The sequence below is a fragment of the Mycobacterium sp. Dal123C01 genome (assembly GCF_052566995.1).
In genome coordinates this window covers 4344709-4364746 of record NZ_CP199580.1, presented here as the reverse complement: position 1 = coordinate 4364746, position 20038 = coordinate 4344709, and the positions used below count along the sequence as shown (strand labels likewise).

Sequence of the window (20038 nt, the reverse complement as noted above, 5' to 3'; positions counted from 1 at the left end):
CTCGATAGGCGTGGGTGCGGCTTGAGTGTTCTTCGCGCAATCGCTGCCAGCAGCTTCGGAACACGCTGCGTGGGCTCATCGGTGGGTTAGCTCACGACGGCGAACAGCCGCCATTCGCCCGGTACGCCCTTGAGCGCTTGAGCGCCACGGTCTTCGAACATGAGCCCCGACCCGATGACGAGGTCGCGCAGGGTGCTGGATACGAGCACTTCGTTAGGCCCTGCGAGTGCGTTGACCCGCGCGCCAATGTGCACGGCGATCCCGCCCACGTCATGGCCGCGGACCTCACATTCGCCGGTGTGCAACCCAGCGCGGACCTCGATGCCGAGCGTCCGCACCGTGTCGCGGATGGCCATCGCACAGCGGATGGCTCGCTGGGGACCGTCGAACGTCGCGAGAAACCCGTCGCCGGTCGTGTTCACCTCACGGCCCCGAAACCGCGACAGCTGCGACCGGACGATAGCGTCGTGGGCATCGAGCAACGCGCGCCAGTCGCGGTCGCCTATCTCCGCCGCGCGCCGCGTCGAGTCCACGATGTCGGTGAACAACACCGTGGCGAGCACCCGATCGTCGGCCACGTCCGCCTGATGGCCGGTGAGGAACTCGGCAATCTCCTGAAACGACGAACGCCAGGGTTCAACGAAGTGGTGAATGTTGCGGCCCGGCAGCTCGACGTACTTCGCGCACGAGATGTGATCAGCGACGTACTTGCCCAACGCCGGCGGGACGAGCGGATCGTCGGCATGGTGGACTACCAACGTCGGCACGCGGACAGTCGGAAGCACTGCGCGGACGTCCAATTCGATCACCAGAGGAAACATGAGGGCGACTGCGCGCGGGCTGGCCGACAGCCGTTCAAGACGGGCCCAGGATGCCCGGATCTCCTCGTTCCACGGCATGTCCGGACTCATTACATGCTGGTACTCGCCAGTGCCGTACATCGCAGCCATGGCGGCAAAAACTTCCTCGGGTGTGGGTCCCTCGGTGCGATCGGCGAGCCGGTCGGCGTAGCCCTCCAGAACGACCAGCGCAGTCGTCCGCGACGGATATGTCGCTGCAAAAAGCGCCGCAGGCGCGAGCGTGCCGCTCATACTGACCAGGACTGCTTCGCTACTGCCGAGGTCGTCGAGGACCGCGGTGATGCTGTCAGCCCACTGCTCCATGTTCGGCATGGCGTCCGGCGTGACGGGATCTGACGCCCCGGTGCCTGGCTGGTCGAAGAAGATGAGTCGGCCAAGCGAGGTCATCGCCTCGAGCCAGCCTTGAATGGACGGTAGTTCGGGAAGAACCTCGCAGTTTGTGAACCAGTTCGGGACGACCACGATGTCGCGTGCGCCCTCGCGCGAGGCGCGATAGGCGACGCGCAAGTCCCCGTTCAGCGCATAGCGCGTCTCCGAGAACATTGCGGAAGTGTAAGCCGAGGAGTGGGTCAGGCTGACGGCGTCTTACGGCCAAATTGGAACTGAAATGGAGTTAGGCAATACGCTGCCATCTCTTGCTCAAGACGCGTCGCGTCAGCGAACGTCGGGCCTACGCGTCAACGCGCGCTCACCGCGCGTCACATTCTCGACTGGATCGGATGCTCCGGAGCCGGGCTGATTAAAAAGGATCAGCCGACCAAGCGAGGTCATCGCCTCGAACCAGCCCTGAGTTGACGGCAGCTCCGGAAGGACTTCGTAGTTCGTGAACCAGTTGGGGACGAAGACAATGTCGCGCTCACCCTTACCCGATGCGCGATAGGCGACACGCAAATCCCCGTTCATCGCGTAGCGAGTCTCCGAGAACATTGCGGAAGTGTAAGCCGAGCAGCGGGTCGAGGGGTGCGCATCGGGCAGCATTTGCGCTGCTCACAAGCAGTCCCCTGAACTGTCTTTGGCGGACCCAGCAGCGATTGGCGCCGCGTCGGGCAGATGGGATTCTGGCCGCCATGAGCGAAACAGGCTCATCGCCGGTAGGTCTACGAACTTCAGTGGGAGCGGCAATCCGAGCGCCACTGCCGTTGGGCACCAAGGCTTCGCACCCTGACCGAGCTAGAGAGAAAAATCTGGCGGCGCGGGTTAGCGTAGTGCTTCAGATGCTGTCCCCGCTCTAACCAACAGCGACAGCGTGCCGTCGTCTTCCAGAGAAGAGGAATCCCAACATGAAGGCGAGAGTATTGATGGCCACGGTCGGTGCTGCAGCGGCAGCCTTGGCCGCTGGTGTTATGTGGACCGCACCATCGGCCTCCGCTGACACCGACTTTTGCAATTCGCTTCCCAAACCGCAGCAAGTTCATGAGTGCAACTGCGGCTTCGACTTCGCCCCGGGTACTCAGGACCTTCAAGATTGCATGGCCGGAAAAGCGGTTGCGCCCCGTCCCACGCAACCTTAGTTAGGCCGCCGTGGGAATCGACGGCAAGCGAAGCGCTTGAGGCACAACGACTGACCCGGCCACCGGCACCCAGGTATCACTGCCTGGGTTTTTTGCCGTCCGTGTGCCTCAAGATTCGGCCGATTCTCCTCGTACGCCCCTAACGTGTGTTCATGACAACAACCGACCAGGTTCAGCCGGGATCGATACCCACGTCCGGCAAAGTGCTGTGCGCCGTATACGCGGTGATCGCGGTGGCCGCACTGATCGCCACGTGGAGCCAGACGGTCGCGTACACACACAGCGGCCCCGCAGACTTCTTCGCCAACTTCTGGCACGACGCCAAGGTCACCGCCTCGGCACGAAATATCACCGCAGACATACTGATGTTCGCCCTATCCGCCGCCGTCCTCATGGTGATCGAAGCCAGGAAGCACGGCGTGCGATTCGTCTGGCTCTACATTCTCGGCGGGTTCTTCATCGCCGTAAGCGTGACGTTTCCACTGTTCCTCATCGCTCGCGAGATGCGGATCGGCGCATCGGATTCCCCACGCCTCCACGCGATCGATGCAGTCCTGCTGGCGGTGCTCGCCACCGGTCTCGCAGGCTTGACTATCTGGGTCGACCTGGGCTGACTCGCGGCTCCAGCGAGTCTTCAGCCAATCGTTACGACACCAAGACGAGGTCCTCTCGGAGGTTGTAGCTTTCGCAGCATGACTGGATCTCTGTCGTGCCGAGTCGAACAACTGTCGAGTGCGAAGCCTGCAGCGATATATGACCTACTGATGGATGTCGAGCGTTGGTCGGAGTTCATGCCAACGGTGTCGGCCGCATCCTGGGAGCGGCGCGGAGAGCCTGACACGGAAAAGGGTGGTGTTAGGCGGATGCGGTTCGGGCTGATGGTTATCCGCGACCGGATCGTCGACGGCACGCGACCACATCACCAGGCTTATGCCGCATCGTTTCCGTGGTATTTGCCGCTCAAGGATTATCGGGGTGATATTCGGATCGACGAGGGCCCGGACGGGTGCCGCATCATCTGGACGGTGACGTGCGCATCATCGCGCATCCCCGGCATCGAGAAATCACTGAAGTCCTCGTATACACGCCTGGCGGCGGCGCTGGCGCACGAAGCAGAGGGCACAACACGCACTAAGTGAGGTGCCAGCCGAAGTGTTCTTCGCGCAATTCGAGACCTGCCCCACCGGGTGCGGGCAACGACGAGCCGCCACCCTTTTGAGCCGGCTGCACCACTGCGCGGGCAAACACCCTGACCAGAACCGCTGAGCGCGCCGGTATGCCATGATGTCCAAGCTGTCGAGAGAGTGGGGAGCAGCGGTGGATCTGAACTTGTCGATGATCACGCGACCGGTGGAACGGCTGGTCGCGACGGCGCAGAACGGCCTGGAGGTCTTGCGGCTGGGAGGCCTGGAGACCGGAACCGTGGCGTCGCCGTCGCAGATTGTCGAGAGCGTCCCGATGTACAAGCTGCGGCGGTACTTTCCGCCCGATAGCCGTCGAGGGAAGACGCCGGTCGGTCCGCCGGTGCTGCTGGTGCACCCGATGATGATGTCGGCCGACATGTGGGACGTCACTCGTGAGGACGGCGCGGTGGGGATCCTGCACGCCCACGGGCTGGATTGCTGGGTCATCGACTTCGGCTCGCCCGACAAGGTCGAGGGCGGCATGCGCCGCAACCTGGCCGACCACATCGTCGCACTCAGCCAGGCCATCGACACCATGAAGGACGCCACCGGCAGCGACGTGCACCTGGTCGGGTATTCGCAGGGCGGGATGTGGTGCTATCAGGTCGCCGCCTACCGGCGTTCGAAGGCCCTCGCCAGCATCGTGACCTTCGGTTCGCCGGTGGACACCTTAGCCGCCTTGCCGATGGGCATCCCGGCAAACTTTGGCCCACCCGTCGCCAACTTCATGGCCGATCACGTCTTCAGCCGGCTGGCCATCCCGGGCTGGATGGCGCGCGCCGGTTTTCAGATGCTCGACCCGCTCAAGACCGCCAAAGCACGGGTCGACTTCGTGCGTCAGCTGCACGACCGAGAGGCGTTGCTGCCCCGCGAACAGCAGCGCAGGTTCCTCGAGCGCGAGGGGTGGATCGCCTGGTCCGGTCCGGCGATCTCCGAGCTGCTCAAGCAGTTCATTGCCCACAATCGGATGATGACCGGCGGTTTCGCCGTCAACGGGCAGATGGTCACGCTCACCGACATCAGCTGCCCGGTGCTGGCGTTTATCGGCGAGGTGGACGACATCGGCCAGCCGGCGTCCGTGCGCGGCATCCGGCGGGCGGCGCCCAACGCCGAGGTCTACGAATCCCGAATCAGGACAGGCCATTTCGGTCTGGTCGTCGGATCCAAAGCCGCACAGCAGGGTTGGCCCACTGTCGCCGCCTGGGTGGAGTGGCTCGCCACCGGTGGTGACAAGCCGGCCGCAATCGACCTGATGGCAGACCAGCCGGCCGAGCACACCGACAGCGGCGTTGCGCTGAGCTCACGGCTCACCCATGGCATAGGAGAGGTCTCCGAGGCGGCAATCGAGCTGGCGCGCGGAGCCGCCGGCGCGGTGGTGGCGGCCAACAAATCCATGCGGACCCTGGCCGTGGAGACCGCGCGCACGCTGCCCCGGCTGGCCCGATTGGGACAGATCAACGACCACACCCGGATCTCGCTGGGCCGCATCATCGGCGAACAGGCGCACAATGCCCCGCTGGGCGAATTCCTGCTGTTCGACGGGCGCGTACACACCTATGAGGCCGTCGACCGGCGCATCAATAACGTCGTTCGCGGCCTGATCGCCGTCGGGGTGCGGCAGGGCGACCGCGTGGGTGTCCTGATGGAGACGCGGCCCAGCGCCCTGGTCGCGATCGCCGCGTTGTCCCGGCTCGGCGCGGTTGCCGTGGTGATGCACCCGGAGACCGATCTGGCCGCCTCGGTTCGGCTCGGACGCGTCACCGAGATTCTGACCGACCCCACCAACCTGGATGCGGCACGCGAATGGTCGGGGCAGGTCCTGGTGCTGGGCGGCGGTGAGGGACGCGACCTAAAGCTGCCCGAAGACGGCAGCGTCATCGACATGGAGCAGATCGACCCGGACGCCGTCGAGCTGCCCGCCTGGTACCGGCCCAACCCGGGGTTGGCCCGCGACCTGGCATTCATCGCGTTCAGCGCGGTCGGCGGCGAGCTGGTCGCCAAGCAGATCACCAATTACCGGTGGGCGGTGTCAGCCTTCGGAACCGCCTCGACGGCCGCCCTCGACCGCCGAGACACCGTCTATTGCTTGACGCCGCTGCACCACGAGTCCGCGCTGCTGGTCGCCCTCGGTGGGGCGGTCGTCGGCGGCACCCGCATCGCGCTGTCGCGCGGCCTGCGTCCGGACCGGTTCGCACAGGAGATACGGCAGTACGGCGTCACCGTGGTGTCCTACACCTGGGCGATGCTGCGTGACGTCGTCGACGATCCGGCATTTGTCCTGCACGGCAATCATCCGGTGCGGCTGTTCATCGGCTCGGGTATGCCGACCGGGCTGTGGGGGCGCGTCGTCGATGCGTTCGCGCCCGCTCACGTCGTCGAGTTCTTCGCCACCACCGACGGACAAGCGGTGCTGGCGAACGTGGCCGGCGTCAAGATCGGCAGCAAGGGCCGGCCGCTGCCCGGCGCCGGACGTGTCGAGCTCGGTGCCTATGACACCGAACAGGACCTGATCCTGGAAGACGAGCGGGGCTTCGTGGAGGTCGCCGACGTGAACCAGGTCGGGGTGCTGCTGGCTCAGTCCAACGGGCCGATCGATCCCACCGCGTCGGTCAAACGTGGGGTGTTCGCACCTGGCGACACCTGGATCTCCACGGAGTACCTGTTCCGCCGCGACGAGGATGGCGACTTCTGGTTGATGGGCCGGCGCGGATCGGTGGTCCACACCGCGCGCGGGTTGGTCTATTCGGAGCCGGTGACCGACGCACTGGGCCTGATCAACGGCGTCGACCTCGCGGTGACCTATAACGTGCCCGTTGGCGATCAGGAGGTGGCGGTGTCCGCGGTGACACTGCGGCCCGGCGCAACCATCACGGCCGCCGACTTGACCGAGGCTTTCGCCAACATGCCCATCGGTCTCGGGCCCGACATGGTCCACGTGGTGTCGGAGTTGACGTTGAGCGCGACGTACCGACCGACCGTCAGTGCGCTGCGGGCCGCCGGGATTCCCAAATCCGGACGGCAGTCATGGCATTTGGACACGGGCAGCAATCAGTACCGCCGGCTGACGCCGGGGGTGCGGTCCGAGCTGAGCGGCAAGCATCGAGACACCGATGCTTGACGATTCACTGCTGAGCATCCTGGTCTGCCCCGAAGACCGGGGTCCGCTGCTGCTCGTGGATGACGAGCTGCTTTACAACCCGCGACTGCGTCGCGCTTACCGAATCGAGGACGGCATCCCGGTGCTGCTGATCGACGAGGCGCGCGACGTTGACGAGGACGAGCACACCCGCCTCACGGCGAAAGGCCGTCCGGCAGATCCCCGGTGAGATAGCGCTGCAGGTTCGGCCCGATGGTCGCCACGATCTGCTCGGACGGCAGCGACGCGAACGGCTCGACCTGCACGATGTAGCGAGCCATGACCACGCCCATTAACTGCGACGCAAAGAACTGAGCGCGGATCATCCCCGTTCCCGGTGGATTGTCAACGCGTGGAGCCACTTCGGCGGTGACGATCTCCTGCAGGAAGGAACGCGCCAAGCTCACGTCGGGGCCGGCGAGCAGTGATCGCAGTGTCGCGATCAAACCCGCACCCAGTTCGGAATCCCAGATGGGTAGCAGCACCGACGGCAGCTTGAAGCCGAGCTCTTCGATTGGCACCTCCCGCATCGGTACCAGCACCGTCATGGGATCGATCGGCATGTGGATCGCGGCGGCGAACAGCTGCTTCTTGGTGCCGAAGTAGTGATGCACCAGCGCGGCGTCGACTCCCGCTCCCGCGGCCACGGCCCGTATCGATGTGCGGTCAATCCCATTGCGTGCAAACAGTTCTCGTGCACAGGACAGGATACGATCCCGGGTGTCGGAGCTTCCGGTCGGCCGCCCGGGCCGCCGGCGCCCGGTGTTGGCGGCCGTCACGTCATGACGTCCGGCGCCGCAGTGTCGCCGCCGCCAGGCACAGCGCCGTGAACGCGGAACCCGCCACGACGACGATGTCGCGCATCGCGACACCGGTCAGTTCGGTATGCGAATTCACCTGCTGCAGAGCTTCCAGCGCGTAGCTGGCCGGCATGACATTGCTGATCCATTGCAGCCAGTCTGGCATCAGTACTCGCGGGACGATGATGCCGGCCAGCAGCAATTGCGGCACCATCACCAGCGGGATGAACTGCACGGCCTGAAACTCGGTGCGGGCGAAGGCACTACACAGCAGGCCGAGGCCGACACCCAGCACCGCGTTGACGATCGCGATCACGAACACCCAAACCCAGCTGCCCGCGGTGTCGAAGCCGAGGAACCAGAACGCCACGGTGCACGCCACCGTCGCTTGCGCCGCGGCGGCGATCGAGAAGGCGGTGCCGTAGGCGACCAGCAGGTCGAGCCGGCGCAGGGGAGTGGTCAGAATCCGCTCCAATGTCCCCGACGCACGTTCGCGCTGCATGGTGATCGCCGTGATGATGAACATCACGAACAGCGGGAAAAGGCCGAGTAGGATCAGGCAGGCATTGTTGAACGGTGACGGCGTGCCGGGGAGATGCCGCGCATTGTGAAACATGAAGTACATCAACGTGATAACCAGGACCGGTACCGCGAGGATCATCGCGACACTGCGGTGATCGGCGACCAGCTGGCGCAGAATCCGCGTGGTGGTTGCGATGTACCCCTTGAGGCTCATCCTGCCTTGGGGCCGGCGTCCTGCATGATGTTGCGCTTGATGATGGACAGAAACGCGTCCTCCAGTGACGTGCATCCGGTGTCCTCTCGTAGTTGGGTCGGCGTGGTGTGGGCGACCAGGTTCCCATCGCGCATCAGCAACAGATCGCCGCAGTGGTCGGCTTCGTCCATCACATGACTGGAGACCAGCAAGGTGGTTCCGGCGCGGGCGAGATCGGTGAACTGCTCCCAAAGGTCCGCACGCAACACGGGGTCTAGCCCGACGGTGGGCTCGTCGAGAACCAGCAGATCGGGCTGGCAGACCAACGCGCATGCCAGCGAAACCCTGGTGCGCTGGCCGCCGGAGAGGTTGGCGCAGAACGCGGTCCGGTGATCGGTCAGCCCGACGCGCTCGATCGCGGCATCGGCGGCCTGGCTGTCGAAGCCGTAGAGGGCCGCGAAGTAGCGAACGTTGTCGACGATCCGCAGGTCGTTGTAAATGGTCGGGTCTTGCGGCAGGTAACCGACGCGGTGGCGCAGCTCGGCGCACCCGGCCGGCTTGCCGAGCACGACGACCGTGCCCGACGTCACGATCTGTGTTCCGACGATGCACCGAATCAGCGTGGTCTTGCCGCACCCCGACGGGCCGAGCAGGCCGGTGATGCTGCCCCTGGCCATCTGCACCGAGAAGTCGTGCAGGGCGGGGCGCTTACCGCGGATAACCCGCAGGTGCTTGATGTCGACGGCCGGCTCGGCGCTGTCGGGAATTAATTCATCGCGAGATGAAATCATCATGTGATGAATATCCGCCGTTAGGGTGCAGCTGTCAAGGGCGGCGCCGAACAGTCAAGGGCGTCGCGAGACTGCACCTGGCGACGCGTTTACTCGTCAAATGCGTCGGTAGGCGCAGTCTCGCGGTTAGTCAGCTTTGGGTGCCGGGGCGGCGCAGCGGCAGATGCCCCTGGACGCCTTCGGCGTAGGCCGTTTCGGCGTGTTGGGTGAAGTCGACACCGGTGGTCTCGTCCTCCGCGCTGAGCCGGAAGCCCATCACTCGATCGATCACCTTCGCGAGAACGAAGGACACCGTGAACGCGTAGAGGGCGACGACCACAATCGCGAGCGCCTGTTTGCCCAGTTGGGTGAAGCCGCCCCCGTAGAAGAGGCCTTGCGGACCCGACGTCATGACCGCCGTCGCCAGCAGCCCGATCAAGGACACGCCGACAACGCCCCCGACGAAGTGCACACCGACCACATCGAGCGAATCGTCATAGTTGAAGCGGAATTTCGCGCTGATCGCGAACGAGCACACGATACCGGCCGCGAGGCCGACGATCGCCGCCCCGAGCGTATTGACGGTGCCGCACGACGGGGTGATCGCGACGAGGCCCGCGACCACGCCGGATGCCGCACCGAACGTCGTGGGCCTGCCGTCGCGGGTCTGTTCGACCGCGAGCCAGCCGAGCATGCCGAGGCAGCCCGCGACGAGCGTGTTGAGGAAGATAGCCGCGGCAGTTCCGTTGGCGGCCAAGGCGGAACCGGCGTTGAACCCGAACCAGCCGAACCACAGCAGGCCGACCCCGAGCAAGACCAACGGCAGGTTGTGCGGCCGCATCGCGTCTTTCTTGAAGCCGATGCGGGGTCCGAGCACCAGCGCCAGAGCCAGCGCCGAGGAGCCGGAGACAATCTCGACGACGAGGCCGCCCGCGTAGTCGAGCACGCCCATCTTGGCCAGCCAACCGTCGGGACCCCACACCCAGTGCGCGACAACCGAATACACGGCGATCGTCCATACCGGGACGAACACCATCCAGGCGGCGAACTTGGCGCGGTCGGCGATCGCGCCGCTGACCAGGGCGGCGGTGATGATCGCGAACGTCAATTGGAAGGTGGCATAGAGCAGTTCGGGAACGGTGCCGTGCGTGGTGTCGGGGTTGATGCCGAGCATGCCGATGTGGCTGAGGCCGCCGATGAACCCGCCCGTCCCGCCTTCGGAGAACGCGAGGGTGTAGCCGATCAGCAGCCACGCCACGGTGACGAGCGGGATCGAGATGAAGCTCATCATGATCATGTTGAGCACCCCGGTGGTGCGGACCATGCCGCCATAGAAGATCGCCAGGCCGGGGGTCATCAACAGGACCAGCGCGGTACTGGCCAGCAGCCACGCGGTGGCGGCGGGGTCGATCGCATGCATTTTTTGGGCTCCTTTGCCACGCGGCAACCGGGATATTGCCATGTTCGTGGTCCCGGTAGGTTCGCTGGGTGTCTGCAGGGCAGCTCTCAGTCGATCCGGTCGAGGCCGCGCATCGGTTGCTGGGCGCCACCCTCACCGGACGGGGCGTGACCGGGATCGTCGTCGAGGTCGAGGCCTACGGAGGGGTTCCCGACGGCCCCTGGCCGGACGCGGCGGCGCACTCCTACCGGGGTCGCAGCGGCCGCAACGGCGTGATGTTCGGGCCCCCGGGGCGCCTGTACACCTACCGCAGCCACGGGATCCACGTGTGCGCCAATGTCTCGTGCGGACCCGACGGCACGGCCGCCGCGGTCCTGCTGCGCGCCGCCATAATCGAGGACGGCGCCGACGTCGCCCAGGCCCGGCGCGGCGAGGCGGTCCGCGGCATCGCGCTGGCGCGTGGTCCCGGGAACCTGTGCTCGGCGTTGGGAATTACGATGTCCGACAACGGGATTGACCTGTTCGAGCCTGACGGCGCGGTGAGGCTGACGCTGAATGCGGTGAATGGCGCGGTGGCGGGTCCACGCGTTGGGGTCAGCCAGGCCGCCGACCGGCCGTGGCGACTGTGGCTTGCCGGTCGACCGGAAGTCTCGGCGTATCGGCGAAGTCCGCGGGCACCTGCCCCGGGCGCCAGCGACTAGCCTTTTACCCCATGATCCTCGACGAGCTGGGCTGGCGTGGGCTGATCGCGCAGTCCACCGACCTCGACGCCCTGGCCGCCGAAGTGCAACGCGGACCGGTGACGGTGTACGCCGGCTTCGACCCCACCGCGCCGAGCTTGCATGCGGGGCATCTGGTGCCGCTGCTGGCGCTGCGGCGCTTTCAGCGGGCCGGCCACCGTCCCATCGTGCTCGCGGGCGGCGCTACCGGCATGATCGGGGATCCGCGTGAGGTCGGCGAGCGCAGCCTCCACGAGGCCGACACGGTCGCCGAATGGACCGAGCGCATTCGCGGCCAGCTGGAACGCTTCGTCGACTTCGATGACTCGCTCACGGGCGCGATCGTCGCCAACAACCTCGACTGGACGGGCCAGATGTCGGCGATCGAGTTCCTGCGGGATCTCGGCAAGCACTTCTCGGTCAACGTGATGCTGGATCGCGACACCATCCGGCGGCGGCTGGAAGGCGACGGGATCTCCTACACGGAGTTCAGCTACATGCTGCTGCAGGCCAACGACTACGTCGAGCTGCACCAGCGCCACGGCTGCGCGCTGCAGATCGGCGGCTCGGATCAGTGGGGCAACATCATCGCCGGGGTTCGCCTGGTCCGCCAGAAGCTGGGCGCGACGGTGCATGCACTCACGGTCCCGTTGGTGACCGCCGCCGACGGTACCAAGTTCGGCAAATCGACCGGCGGCGGCAACCTGTGGCTGGACCCGCAGCTGACCAGCCCCTATGCCTGGTTCCAGTACTTCGTCAACACCGCCGACGCCGACGTGATCCGCTACCTGCGGTGGTTCACCTTCTTGTCTGCCGACGAGCTGGCCGAGCTGGAACAGGCCACCGCCGATCGTCCGCAACAACGTGCCGCCCAACGCCGTCTCGCGACCGAACTCACGGTCCTGGTGCACGGCGAGGAAGCCACCGCGGCCGTCGAGCACGCGAGCCGGGCGCTCTTCGGTCAAGGCGAGCTGGACCGCCTCGACGAGGCGACGCTGTCGGCCGCGTTGCGGGAGACGTCGGTCGCCGAGCTCAAACCCGGTGGCCCGAACGGGATTATCGACCTGTTGGTGGCCAGCGGTCTGTCGGCCAGCAAGGGCGCCGCGCGACGCACGATCGGCGAAGGCGGCGTGTCGGTCAACAACGTTCGGGTCGACAGCGACGAATGGGCGCCGCAGGCCTCGGATTTCCTCTACGGGCGGTGGCTGGTTTTGCGTCGCGGTAAGCGCAACATCGCCGGCATCGAAAAGGTGAGTGGATAAAGGTCTAAGCGGGGATCTCGTCTTTCGACAGGGGAAGCCGAAGTTCGAGAAGGGTAAGTCTCGTTGGAAGGAGCGACGAGATCCCCGCGTAACAACCATTTTTCGCTGGTTTGCGGCTTGTCGCTATCCCACGAACGGTGGAATTGGGGGTGGATATCTCGTGTCCCCCGTTCGGGGGACAGCGCAGCCTGGTGAGGCGGCACGGCCAGCGTTGAAGTGCTTGCGCCGGGGCATATTCCACCCGAAGCTGTCAAGGAGTTCCCGCAAAACGCGGTGGTGGGCAAACCTTTACCTTGCCGTGCCCTAAACGTGACACTGGTTGGCCACTGTAGTCACAGTGATTTTGCGCAGTTGCACCGAACGATCGACGAGAAGCGAGAGATGACGGCGCAATCAATGGTGTACCAGCGGACCTTGCAGGTCGGCGGACAGGCGAAGGCCCTCGGGTTTGTGGCGTTGACCGCGAGTTTGGTTGCCGCTGCCGCGACGATGGCGCCCCCGATCCGCGCCGACATGGCGGGCAATGCCTTCCTGTCGGCCCTGACCAATGCCGGCATTGCCGTCACCCAACCGGCAACGACGCTGGCCGAGGGCCAGCAGGTCTGCCCGATGCTGGTCCAGCCGGGTGGGTCGTTCGACTCGGTCGTCTCGGACATGGCCACCGGCAACGGAATGACCGAGAAGAATGCGGGCATATTCACAATCCTGGCGATCGGGGCCTTCTGTCCCTCGATGATCGCGCCGTTGATACCGGACCGGTTCAAGGCGTAGCGAGACCCCCATCTGGGTGCCCGTATCCTCTTCAGGAGGACGGGAACAATCGAGGTGAACGACACGAGTGGCCGACGACAGACAGCGTCACAACGGCGAACGACGGCCGCGCCCGGCCCAGCCGCGCGGCAATAGCGGCGGCGACCGTGACCGCGGAGCGGACAACGGGCCCGCGATACCGCCCGGGGTGGACGCCAAACAGCTGGCACCCGAAATTCGCGGCGAACTGAGCACCTTGGACCGCATTACCGCCGACGCGGTGGCGCGCCACCTGGTCGCCGCGGGTGAGCTGATGGACGAAGACCCGGAAGCCGCCCTGAACCACGCCCGTGCCGCGCGGGCCAAGTCCAGCAGAATCGCGGCGATTCGCGAAGCCGTCGGAATCGCCGCCTACCGCTCGGGCGATTGGGCGCAGGCACTGGCCGAATTACGCGCCGCCCGCAGGATGGGCAGCAAGTCCTCGTTGCTTGCGCTGATCGCGGATTGCGAACGCGGCCTTGGCCGTCCGGAGCGGGCGATCGAACTGGCACGCGGCGAGGAGGCGGCCCAACTCAGCGGAGACGGCGCCGACGAACTGCGCATCGTGGTCGCCGGCGCCCGTTCCGATCTCGGGCAGCTCGACCAGGCGCTGACTGTGTTGTCCACGCCGCAACTGGACCCGAGCCGCACCGGTTCGACGGCCGCCCGGTTGTTCTACGCCTACGCCGACACCTTGCTGGCGCTCGGGCGTGACGCCGAAGCGCTGCAATGGTTCTTGCGCTCCGCGGCCGCCGATGTCGAAGGCGTCACCGACGCCGAAGACCGGGCCGGCGAGCTGGGCTGAATTGGTGGGATCGATTAAGTGAAATCCATTGCGCAGGAATACGATTGCCTGCTGATCGACCTGGACGGGACGGTGTTTCGCGGCCATCGTCCCACCGACGGCGCGGTGCAGACGCTGGACGAGGTGCACAGCCGCAAGCTGTTCGTCACCAACAACGCCTCCCGCAGCGCCGACGAAGTAGCGGCGCACCTGCGTGACCTGGGCTTCACCGCCGACGCCGACGACGTCGTCACCAGCGCGCAAAGTGCCGCCCACCTGCTTTCCGATGAGCTGCCGCCGGATTCGCCCGTGCTGATCGTGGGCACCGACTCGCTGGCCAACGAAATCGCCGCCGTCGGACTGCGTCCGGTGCGCAGTTACGACGACAACCCCGTCGCCGTCGTCCAAGGCCTCTCGATGACCATCGGCTGGCCCGATCTTGCCGAGGCCGCGTTGGCCATCCGCGCCGGCGCATTGTGGGTGGCGGCCAACGTCGATCCCACGCTGCCCACCGAGCGGGGCCTGCTGCCCGGCAACGGATCCCTGGTGGCCGCGCTGCGGGCCGCGACCGGCGCCGAACCCAAGGTGGCCGGGAAACCCGCCCCGACGCTGCTCAACGATGCGGTCGCGCGCGGCGACTATCGCGTGCCGTTGGTGATCGGCGACCGGTTGGACACCGACATCGAGGGCGCCAATGCGGCCAAGTTCCCCAGCCTGATGGTGCTGACCGGGGTGAGCACCGCGCGAGACGCGGTGTACGCCGAACCCGCGCAGCGGCCCACCTATATCGGCCACGACCTCCGCGCGTTGCTCCAGGAGAGCAATCTGCTCGCGGTCGGACCGCAGGCCGACTGGGCGGTCGAGGTCGGAGATGGTTTCGTCACGGTCGGGGCCAACGGCGCCTTTGAACAGGGCGGGGCCGGGGACGGGGACGGGCTGTCGATCGTGCGCGCCGTCGCCAGCGCGGTGTGGGGTGCCCAGTGCTCCGATTTCCAGGGGCAGCCGGTGCGCGTCCGGGCCACCGACGACCGGGCCCGCGACGCGCTCGAGCGCTGGTCTCTGGTGCACGGGGACTAGCGGTTGACTACCGTAGAACCGCAATGAATATCGATCCTGATCAGATACGCGCCGACATCGACGCCCTGGTAGCGCAGCTGCCCGACCCGGCTGACCCGGAAAGCCGGGAAAACGGGCCGTCACTCGCCGAGCTCGAAGAGATAGCACGCAAGCTTTCCGAGGCACATGACGTGCTGCTGGCTGCGCTGGAGTCGGCGGAGAAGGGCTGAGTGCGGGCATGGCACGACGCGCCCGCGTTGACGCCGAGCTGGTGCGGCGCGGCCTCGCGCGATCTCGTCAGCAGGCCGCCGAGTTGATCGGCGCCGGGAAGGTCAGCATCGACGGCATGCCCGCGGTCAAGGCCGCCACCGCCGTCGCCGTCAGCGCGGCCCTGACCGTCGCCGACGATGACGAGCGTCGGTGGGTGTCGCGCGGGGCGCACAAACTCATCGGTGCACTGGACGCTTTTGGGATCCCGGTCGCGGGCCGGCGCTGCCTGGACGCCGGTGCGTCGACCGGCGGCTTCACCGAAGTCCTGTTGGATCGCGGGGCCGCCGAAGTCGTGGCGGCCGACGTGGGCTACGGCCAGCTGGCCTGGTCGTTGCGCTCCGACCCGCGGGTGATCGTCGTCGAGCGGACCAACGCGCGCGAGCTGTCACCCGAGGCGATCGGTGGGCGCGTCGACCTCGTCGTGGCTGACCTGTCGTTTATCTCGCTGTCAACCGTATTGCCCGCGCTGGCTGGTTGCGCGTGCCCCGGCGCGGATATCGTTCCCATGGTGAAGCCGCAGTTTGAAGTGGGGAAGGGCCAAGTCGGTGCCGGCGGGGTTGTGCACGACCCCGGGTTGCGCGCCGATTCGGTGCTGGCCGTCGCGACACGTGCCGGAGAGTTGGGCTGGCACACCGTCGATGTCACGGCCAGTCCGCTACCGGGACCGTCGGGCAATGTCGAATACTTCCTGTGGCTGCGCGCCGAAACCGATCGGCGGCTCTCGTCCGATGGGCTGGTCGACGCGGTCCGGCGCGCGGTAGGCGAGGGCCCGCAATGACGGCCGAGCGCACCATCTTGCTGGTCGTGCACACCGGACGCGAGGATGCCGCCGAGACTGCGCGACGCGTCCAGAAAGTGTTGGGCGACAAAGGTATTGCACTTCGCGTGCTGTCCGCCGAGGCGGTCGACAGGGGATCGCTACAGCTGTCTCCCGACGACGTACGGGAGATGGGCGTCGAAATCCAGGTCGTCGATGCCGATTCCGACGCCGCGGAAGGCTGCGAACTAGTACTGGTGCTCGGCGGCGACGGCACGTTCTTACGGGCGGCAGAACTTGCCCGCAACGCAGGTATTCCGGTGCTGGGCGTCAACCTGGGCCGCATCGGCTTTCTGGCCGAGGCCGAAGCGGAGGCCATCGACAGGGTGCTGGATCATGTGATCGCGCAGAACTACCGCGTGGAGGAGCGTCTCACGCTCGATGTCGCGGTGCGCCACCGTGGACGCATCATCGATCAGGGCTGGGCGCTCAACGAAGCCAGCCTGGAAAAGGGCCCGCGGTTGGGTGTGCTGGGAGTGGTCGTCGAAATCGAAGGACGACCGGTGTCGACCTTCGGGTGTGACGGGGTGTTGGTGTCGACGCCGACCGGATCGACCGCCTACGCGTTCTCCGCGGGCGGCCCGGTGCTGTGGCCGGATCTCGAGGCAATCCTGGTGGTGCCCAACAACGCTCACGCACTCTTCGGCCGGCCGATGGTCACCAGCCCGGACGCCGTCATCGCGATCGAGATCGAGGCAAGTGGCAACGACGCCCTGGTGTTCTGCGACGGCCGCCGCGAAATGCTGTTACCGGCCGGCGGACGGATCGAGGTGAAACGTTGCGGCACAGCGGTGAAATGGGCACGCCTGGACAGCGCACCTTTCACCGACCGCTTGGTGCGGAAGTTCCGGTTGCCCGTGACCGGTTGGCGCGGAAAGTAGGGGCGCTGCAGCGGTGCTGACTGAAATCCGCATCGAGTCATTAGGTGCGATCAGCGCTGCGGTCGGGGAGTTCGACCGCGGCCTGACGGTGCTGACCGGCGAGACCGGTACCGGCAAGACCATGGTGGTGACGGGGCTGCACCTGCTTGGTGGTGGCCGCGCCGACGCCAACCGGGTGCGGTCGGGCGCCGAGCGTGCGGTCGTTGAAGGTCGTTTCACCACAACAGATCTCGGCGATGCAGCTATCGCTGCGTTGGACGAGATGCTGGACGCGTCGGGCGGGGAGCGCGACGAGGATGGCAGCGTGATCGCGCTGCGTTCGGTCAGCCGTGACGGACCGTCCCGAGCTTATCTCGGCGGCCGCAGCGTACCCGCGAAATCGTTGGGCGACTTCACGACCGAGCTGCTGACCCTGCACGGGCAGAACGATCAGCTGCGGCTCATGCGGCCCGAGGAGCAACGCGGTGCGCTGGACCGGTTCGCCAAGGCCGGCCCCGCGCTCGAGCGCTACCGCAAACTGCGCGACGCCTGGGTGTCGGCGCGCCGTGACCTCTTCGACCGCCGGAACCGAATGCGGGAACTGGCTTTGGAGGCCGACCGGCTGACCTTCGCGCTCGACGAGATCGATGCCGTGGAACCGCAACCCGGTGAGGACGATGTTCTGGTCGCCGAGATCGTGCGGCTCTCCGAGCTGGACACGCTGCGCGAAGCCGCGGCCGCAGCCCGCGCAGCGCTGTCGACCGACGACGTGTCGGGCGGCAGCGCCGCCGACAACCTGGGGCGGGCAAGGGCCGCATTGGAATCCACCGATGATGCCAAGCTGCAGGCGTTGGCCGGGCAGATCGGCGAGGCGCTGACCGTGGTCGTCGATGCGGGCCAGGAACTCGGCGGGTACCTGGAAGAGTTGCCCGTCGATGCCAGCGCACTGGAGTCCAAGCTGGCCCGGCAGGCCCAGCTGCGGACGCTGACCCGCAAGTACGCCGCGGATGTCGACGGGGTGCTGGCCTGGGCCGCCGAATCGCGCAACCGGCTCGCTGCGCTCGACGTCTCGGAGGAAGGGCTTGCGGCGCTGGAACGCCGGGCTGACCAGCTTGCAGGTGAATTATCCGAAGCCGCAGTCGATCTCAGCAAGTGTCGTCGCAAGGCGGCGAAGCGGCTGGCGAAGGAGGTGACCGCGGAGCTATCCGGGCTCGCGATGGCTGATGCCGAATTCACGATCGAGGTGGGCACCGATGTCGCCGCGGACAAGGATGATCCCGCTGCCCTCGCGCTGCCCTCCGGTGAGCTGGCCCGGGCCGGCAGCGATGGCGTCGACCTGGTCGAGTTCGGCTTCGCTGCGCACCGCGGCATGACGGTGCTGCCGTTGGCCAAGAGCGCGTCCGGTGGCGAACTGTCCCGGGTGATGTTGGCTCTGGAGGTGGTGCTGGCCGCGTCGGCGGCGGGTACCACGATGGTCTTCGACGAGGTCGACGCCGGCGTCGGCGGCCGCGCCGCCGTCCAGATCGGGCGGCGGTTGGCCCGGTTGGCGCGTAGCCACCAGGTCATCGTGGTCACCCACTTGCCACAGGTCGCGGCGTACGCCGACGTGCACCTGGTGGTGCATGCGGCCGGGCCGCGGGGGACCAGTGTGGTGCGGCGCGTGATGGACGACGAGCGGGTCGCCGAGCTGGCCCGGATGCTGGCCGGGCTGGGTGAATCCGACAGCGGCCGCGCTCACGCCCGGGAACTGCTCGACGGAGCCCAGAACGACGAGATCTAGCCGTCGGGACGTTCGAGACCAGATCGGAATCGGCCTGTGACAGATGTGACTCTAGATAACTTCTGGGGCTGATGTTACGGCGCGCCTCCACCCCCGAGTCGCGCATGACGGACAGAATCCCCCCATGAAGATGTCAGGGCTGCTTACTCGTAATGCTTCCCGTCCGGGCTTGACCGGCACCGCTCGGGTGGACCGGAACATCGACCGCCTGCTGCGGAGAGTCTGCCCCGGTGACATCGTCGTGCTCGACGTCTTGGACCTCGATCGCATCACCGCCGAGGCGCTGGTGGAAGCCGACATCGCCGCGGTCGTCAACGCCTCGCCGTCGGTCTCCGGCCGCTATCCCAACATGGGCCCGGAGGTCTTGGTCAACAACGGTGTGACCCTGATCGACGAGACCGGGCCGGACATCTTCAAGAAGATCAAGGACGGCTCCAAGATTCGCCTGCATGAAGGCGGGGTGTACGCAGGCGAACGGCGGCTGATCCGCGGCACCGAGCGCACCGACCATGACATCGCCGACCTGATGCGCGAGGCCAAGAGCGGTCTGGCCGCCCACCTGGAGGCGTTCGCCGGCAACACAATTGAGTTCATCAAAAGTGAAAGCCCGCTGTTGATCGACGGCATCGGCATTCCCGACGTCGACATCGACATGCGCCGCCGGCATGTGGTGATCGTCGCCGACGAGCCCAGCGCCGCCGACGATCTACGCTCGCTCAAGCCGTTCATGAAGGAGTATCAGCCGGTGCTCATCGGCGTGGGCAGCGGCGCGGACACTCTGCGTAAGGCCGGCTACCGTCCGCAGCTCATCGTCGGCGACCCCGAGCAGATCAGCACCGACGCCCTCAAGTGTGGCGCGCACGTGGTGCTGCCGGCCGACGCCGACGGTCACGCGCCCGGCCTGGAACGAATTCAGGACCTCGGCGTCGGGGCGATGACATTCCCGGCCGCGGGTTCGGCCGTCGATCTGGCTCTGCTGCTGGCCGACCATCACGGCGCGGCGCTGCTCGTGACGGCCGGTCACACCGCCAACATCGAGACCTTCTTCGACCGGACGCGCACCCAGAGCAACCCGTCGACGTTCCTGACCCGGCTCCGGGTAGGGGAGAAGGTGGTCGACGCCAAGGCGGTCGCCACCCTGTACCGCAACCACATCTCGGGCGGCGCCATCGCGCTGCTGGCGCTGACGATGCTGATCGCCGTCATCGTCGCGCTGTGGGTGTCGCGCACCGACGGTGTGGTGCTGCACTGGGCCACCGACTACTGGAATCACTTCACCCTCTGGATCCAGCACTTGATCGCCTAATATTCGCGGTTCTTAAGGAC

At 66.4% G+C, this 20038-nt stretch carries 19 protein-coding genes and 1 pseudogene; 14 read left to right on the top strand and 6 right to left on the bottom strand.

The genetic code is table 11. From position 1 onward, the window contains the following. Positions 1-86 precede the first annotated feature (86 nt). Together ACTXG5_RS20570 and ACTXG5_RS20565 are read right to left on the bottom strand one after the other, a co-directional pair. Entirely contained in the window at positions 87-1403 is a 1317-nt protein-coding gene (locus tag ACTXG5_RS20570) for an adenylate/guanylate cyclase domain-containing protein (protein ID WP_445160545.1), read from the bottom strand. A 165-nt stretch (positions 1404-1568) separates the two neighbouring features. Continuing rightward, positions 1569-1787, bottom strand: a pseudogene (locus ACTXG5_RS20565) (adenylate/guanylate cyclase domain-containing protein); the annotation flags it as partial. 736 nt (positions 1788-2523) lie between these two features. Here ACTXG5_RS20565 and ACTXG5_RS20560 point away from each other — a divergent pair. The 4 genes from ACTXG5_RS20560 to ACTXG5_RS20545 all read left to right on the top strand — a co-directional run bounded on the left by ACTXG5_RS20560 (position 2524) and on the right by ACTXG5_RS20545 (position 6881). After that, positions 2524-2985: a DUF2834 domain-containing protein gene (locus ACTXG5_RS20560; RefSeq protein ID WP_445160544.1), complete on the top strand. Its 462-nt coding sequence runs from the start codon at positions 2524-2526 to the stop codon at positions 2983-2985. A gap of 78 nt (positions 2986-3063) precedes the next feature. Continuing rightward, positions 3064-3510: an SRPBCC family protein gene (locus ACTXG5_RS20555; protein ID WP_445160543.1), complete on the top strand. Its 447-nt coding sequence runs from the start codon at positions 3064-3066 to the stop codon at positions 3508-3510. 196 nt (positions 3511-3706) lie between these two features. After that, entirely contained in the window at positions 3707-6673 is a 2967-nt protein-coding gene (locus ACTXG5_RS20550; protein ID WP_445164521.1) for an acyl-CoA synthetase, read from the top strand. Then, a complete protein-coding gene (locus ACTXG5_RS20545) occupies positions 6666-6881 on the top strand; it encodes a Trm112 family protein (RefSeq protein ID WP_445160542.1) in 216 nt (71 codons plus the stop codon). Before ACTXG5_RS20550 ends, ACTXG5_RS20545 begins: the two co-directional genes overlap by 8 nt. Here the strand turns inward: ACTXG5_RS20545 and ACTXG5_RS20540 are convergent. The 4 genes from ACTXG5_RS20540 to ACTXG5_RS20525 all read right to left on the bottom strand — a co-directional run bounded on the left by ACTXG5_RS20540 (position 6847) and on the right by ACTXG5_RS20525 (position 10396). Beyond that, positions 6847-7470 (bottom strand): TetR/AcrR family transcriptional regulator, encoded by a 624-nt coding sequence (locus tag ACTXG5_RS20540; protein WP_445160541.1) that lies wholly within the window; start codon positions 7468-7470, stop codon positions 6847-6849. The genes ACTXG5_RS20545 and ACTXG5_RS20540 overlap by 35 nt on opposite strands. Position 7471: 1 nt before the next feature. After that, the gene (locus ACTXG5_RS20535; RefSeq protein WP_445160540.1) at positions 7472-8227 is read right to left on the bottom strand and encodes an ABC transporter permease; all 756 of its coding nucleotides are present in this window, start codon (positions 8225-8227) and stop codon (positions 7472-7474) included. Further along, positions 8224-9000: an ABC transporter ATP-binding protein gene (locus tag ACTXG5_RS20530; RefSeq protein ID WP_445160539.1), complete on the bottom strand. Its 777-nt coding sequence runs from the start codon at positions 8998-9000 to the stop codon at positions 8224-8226. The genes ACTXG5_RS20535 and ACTXG5_RS20530 overlap by 4 nt, the downstream gene beginning before the upstream one ends. A 127-nt stretch (positions 9001-9127) precedes the next feature. Next, positions 9128-10396 (bottom strand): ammonium transporter, encoded by a 1269-nt coding sequence (locus tag ACTXG5_RS20525; protein WP_445160538.1) that lies wholly within the window; start codon positions 10394-10396, stop codon positions 9128-9130. Positions 10397-10464: 68 nt separating this feature from the next. Between ACTXG5_RS20525 and ACTXG5_RS20520 the strand changes: the two genes are divergently transcribed. The 10 genes from ACTXG5_RS20520 to steA all read left to right on the top strand — a co-directional run bounded on the left by ACTXG5_RS20520 (position 10465) and on the right by steA (position 20018). Further along, the gene (locus ACTXG5_RS20520) at positions 10465-11076 is read left to right on the top strand and encodes a DNA-3-methyladenine glycosylase (RefSeq protein WP_445160537.1); all 612 of its coding nucleotides are present in this window, start codon (positions 10465-10467) and stop codon (positions 11074-11076) included. 11 nt (positions 11077-11087) lie between these two features. Further along, a complete protein-coding gene (gene tyrS, locus ACTXG5_RS20515; RefSeq protein ID WP_445160536.1) occupies positions 11088-12356 on the top strand; it encodes a tyrosine--tRNA ligase in 1269 nt (422 codons plus the stop codon). Between the two features lie 396 nt (positions 12357-12752). Continuing rightward, positions 12753-13127 carry a DUF732 domain-containing protein gene (locus tag ACTXG5_RS20510; RefSeq protein ID WP_445164520.1) on the top strand — a complete coding sequence of 125 codons (375 nt, stop codon included), beginning with the start codon at positions 12753-12755 and terminating at the stop codon, positions 13125-13127. Between the two features lie 67 nt (positions 13128-13194). Continuing rightward, positions 13195-13950, top strand: coding sequence for a hypothetical protein (locus tag ACTXG5_RS20505; RefSeq protein WP_445160535.1), 756 nt, complete (start codon positions 13195-13197; stop codon positions 13948-13950). Positions 13951-13968: 18 nt separating this feature from the next. Continuing rightward, positions 13969-15006, top strand: coding sequence for an HAD-IIA family hydrolase (locus tag ACTXG5_RS20500; RefSeq protein ID WP_445160534.1), 1038 nt, complete (start codon positions 13969-13971; stop codon positions 15004-15006). Between the two features lie 23 nt (positions 15007-15029). Continuing rightward, positions 15030-15215, top strand: coding sequence for a hypothetical protein (locus tag ACTXG5_RS20495; RefSeq protein WP_445160533.1), 186 nt, complete (start codon positions 15030-15032; stop codon positions 15213-15215). An 8-nt stretch (positions 15216-15223) separates the two neighbouring features. Continuing rightward, entirely contained in the window at positions 15224-16033 is an 810-nt protein-coding gene (locus ACTXG5_RS20490; RefSeq protein ID WP_445160532.1) for a TlyA family RNA methyltransferase, read from the top strand. Then, the gene (locus ACTXG5_RS20485; protein WP_445160531.1) at positions 16030-16953 is read left to right on the top strand and encodes an NAD kinase; all 924 of its coding nucleotides are present in this window, start codon (positions 16030-16032) and stop codon (positions 16951-16953) included. The genes ACTXG5_RS20490 and ACTXG5_RS20485 overlap by 4 nt, the downstream gene beginning before the upstream one ends. Positions 16954-16966: 13 nt before the next feature. Continuing rightward, complete coding sequence (gene recN / locus ACTXG5_RS20480) at positions 16967-18712, top strand: DNA repair protein RecN (protein ID WP_445160530.1); 1746 nt, start codon at positions 16967-16969, stop codon at positions 18710-18712. Positions 18713-18836: 124 nt separating this feature from the next. After that, a complete protein-coding gene (gene steA / locus ACTXG5_RS20475) occupies positions 18837-20018 on the top strand; it encodes a putative cytokinetic ring protein SteA (RefSeq protein WP_445160529.1) in 1182 nt (393 codons plus the stop codon). Positions 20019-20038: the final 20 nt, after the last annotated feature.

Excerpts from the sequence above, each read along its gene's own strand:
- ACTXG5_RS20570 (WP_445160545.1), bottom strand. The coding sequence starts at position 1,403 with ATGTTCTCGGAGACGCGCTATGCGCTGAACGGGGACTTGCGCGTCGCC.
- ACTXG5_RS20560 (WP_445160544.1), top strand. The coding sequence starts at position 2,524 with ATGACAACAACCGACCAGGTTCAGCCGGGATCGATACCCACGTCCGGC.
- ACTXG5_RS20555 (WP_445160543.1), top strand. The coding sequence starts at position 3,064 with ATGACTGGATCTCTGTCGTGCCGAGTCGAACAACTGTCGAGTGCGAAG.
- ACTXG5_RS20550 (WP_445164521.1), top strand. The coding sequence starts at position 3,707 with ATGATCACGCGACCGGTGGAACGGCTGGTCGCGACGGCGCAGAACGGC.
- ACTXG5_RS20545 (WP_445160542.1), top strand. The coding sequence starts at position 6,666 with ATGCTTGACGATTCACTGCTGAGCATCCTGGTCTGCCCCGAAGACCGG.
- ACTXG5_RS20535 (WP_445160540.1), bottom strand. The coding sequence starts at position 8,227 with ATGAGCCTCAAGGGGTACATCGCAACCACCACGCGGATTCTGCGCCAG.
- ACTXG5_RS20530 (WP_445160539.1), bottom strand. The coding sequence starts at position 9,000 with ATGATGATTTCATCTCGCGATGAATTAATTCCCGACAGCGCCGAGCCG.
- ACTXG5_RS20525 (WP_445160538.1), bottom strand. The coding sequence starts at position 10,396 with ATGCATGCGATCGACCCCGCCGCCACCGCGTGGCTGCTGGCCAGTACC.
- tyrS (WP_445160536.1), top strand. The coding sequence starts at position 11,088 with ATGATCCTCGACGAGCTGGGCTGGCGTGGGCTGATCGCGCAGTCCACC.
- ACTXG5_RS20510 (WP_445164520.1), top strand. The coding sequence starts at position 12,753 with ATGGTGTACCAGCGGACCTTGCAGGTCGGCGGACAGGCGAAGGCCCTC.
- ACTXG5_RS20495 (WP_445160533.1), top strand. The coding sequence starts at position 15,030 with ATGAATATCGATCCTGATCAGATACGCGCCGACATCGACGCCCTGGTA.
- ACTXG5_RS20490 (WP_445160532.1), top strand. The coding sequence starts at position 15,224 with ATGGCACGACGCGCCCGCGTTGACGCCGAGCTGGTGCGGCGCGGCCTC.
- ACTXG5_RS20485 (WP_445160531.1), top strand. The coding sequence starts at position 16,030 with ATGACGGCCGAGCGCACCATCTTGCTGGTCGTGCACACCGGACGCGAG.
- steA (WP_445160529.1), top strand. The coding sequence starts at position 18,837 with ATGAAGATGTCAGGGCTGCTTACTCGTAATGCTTCCCGTCCGGGCTTG.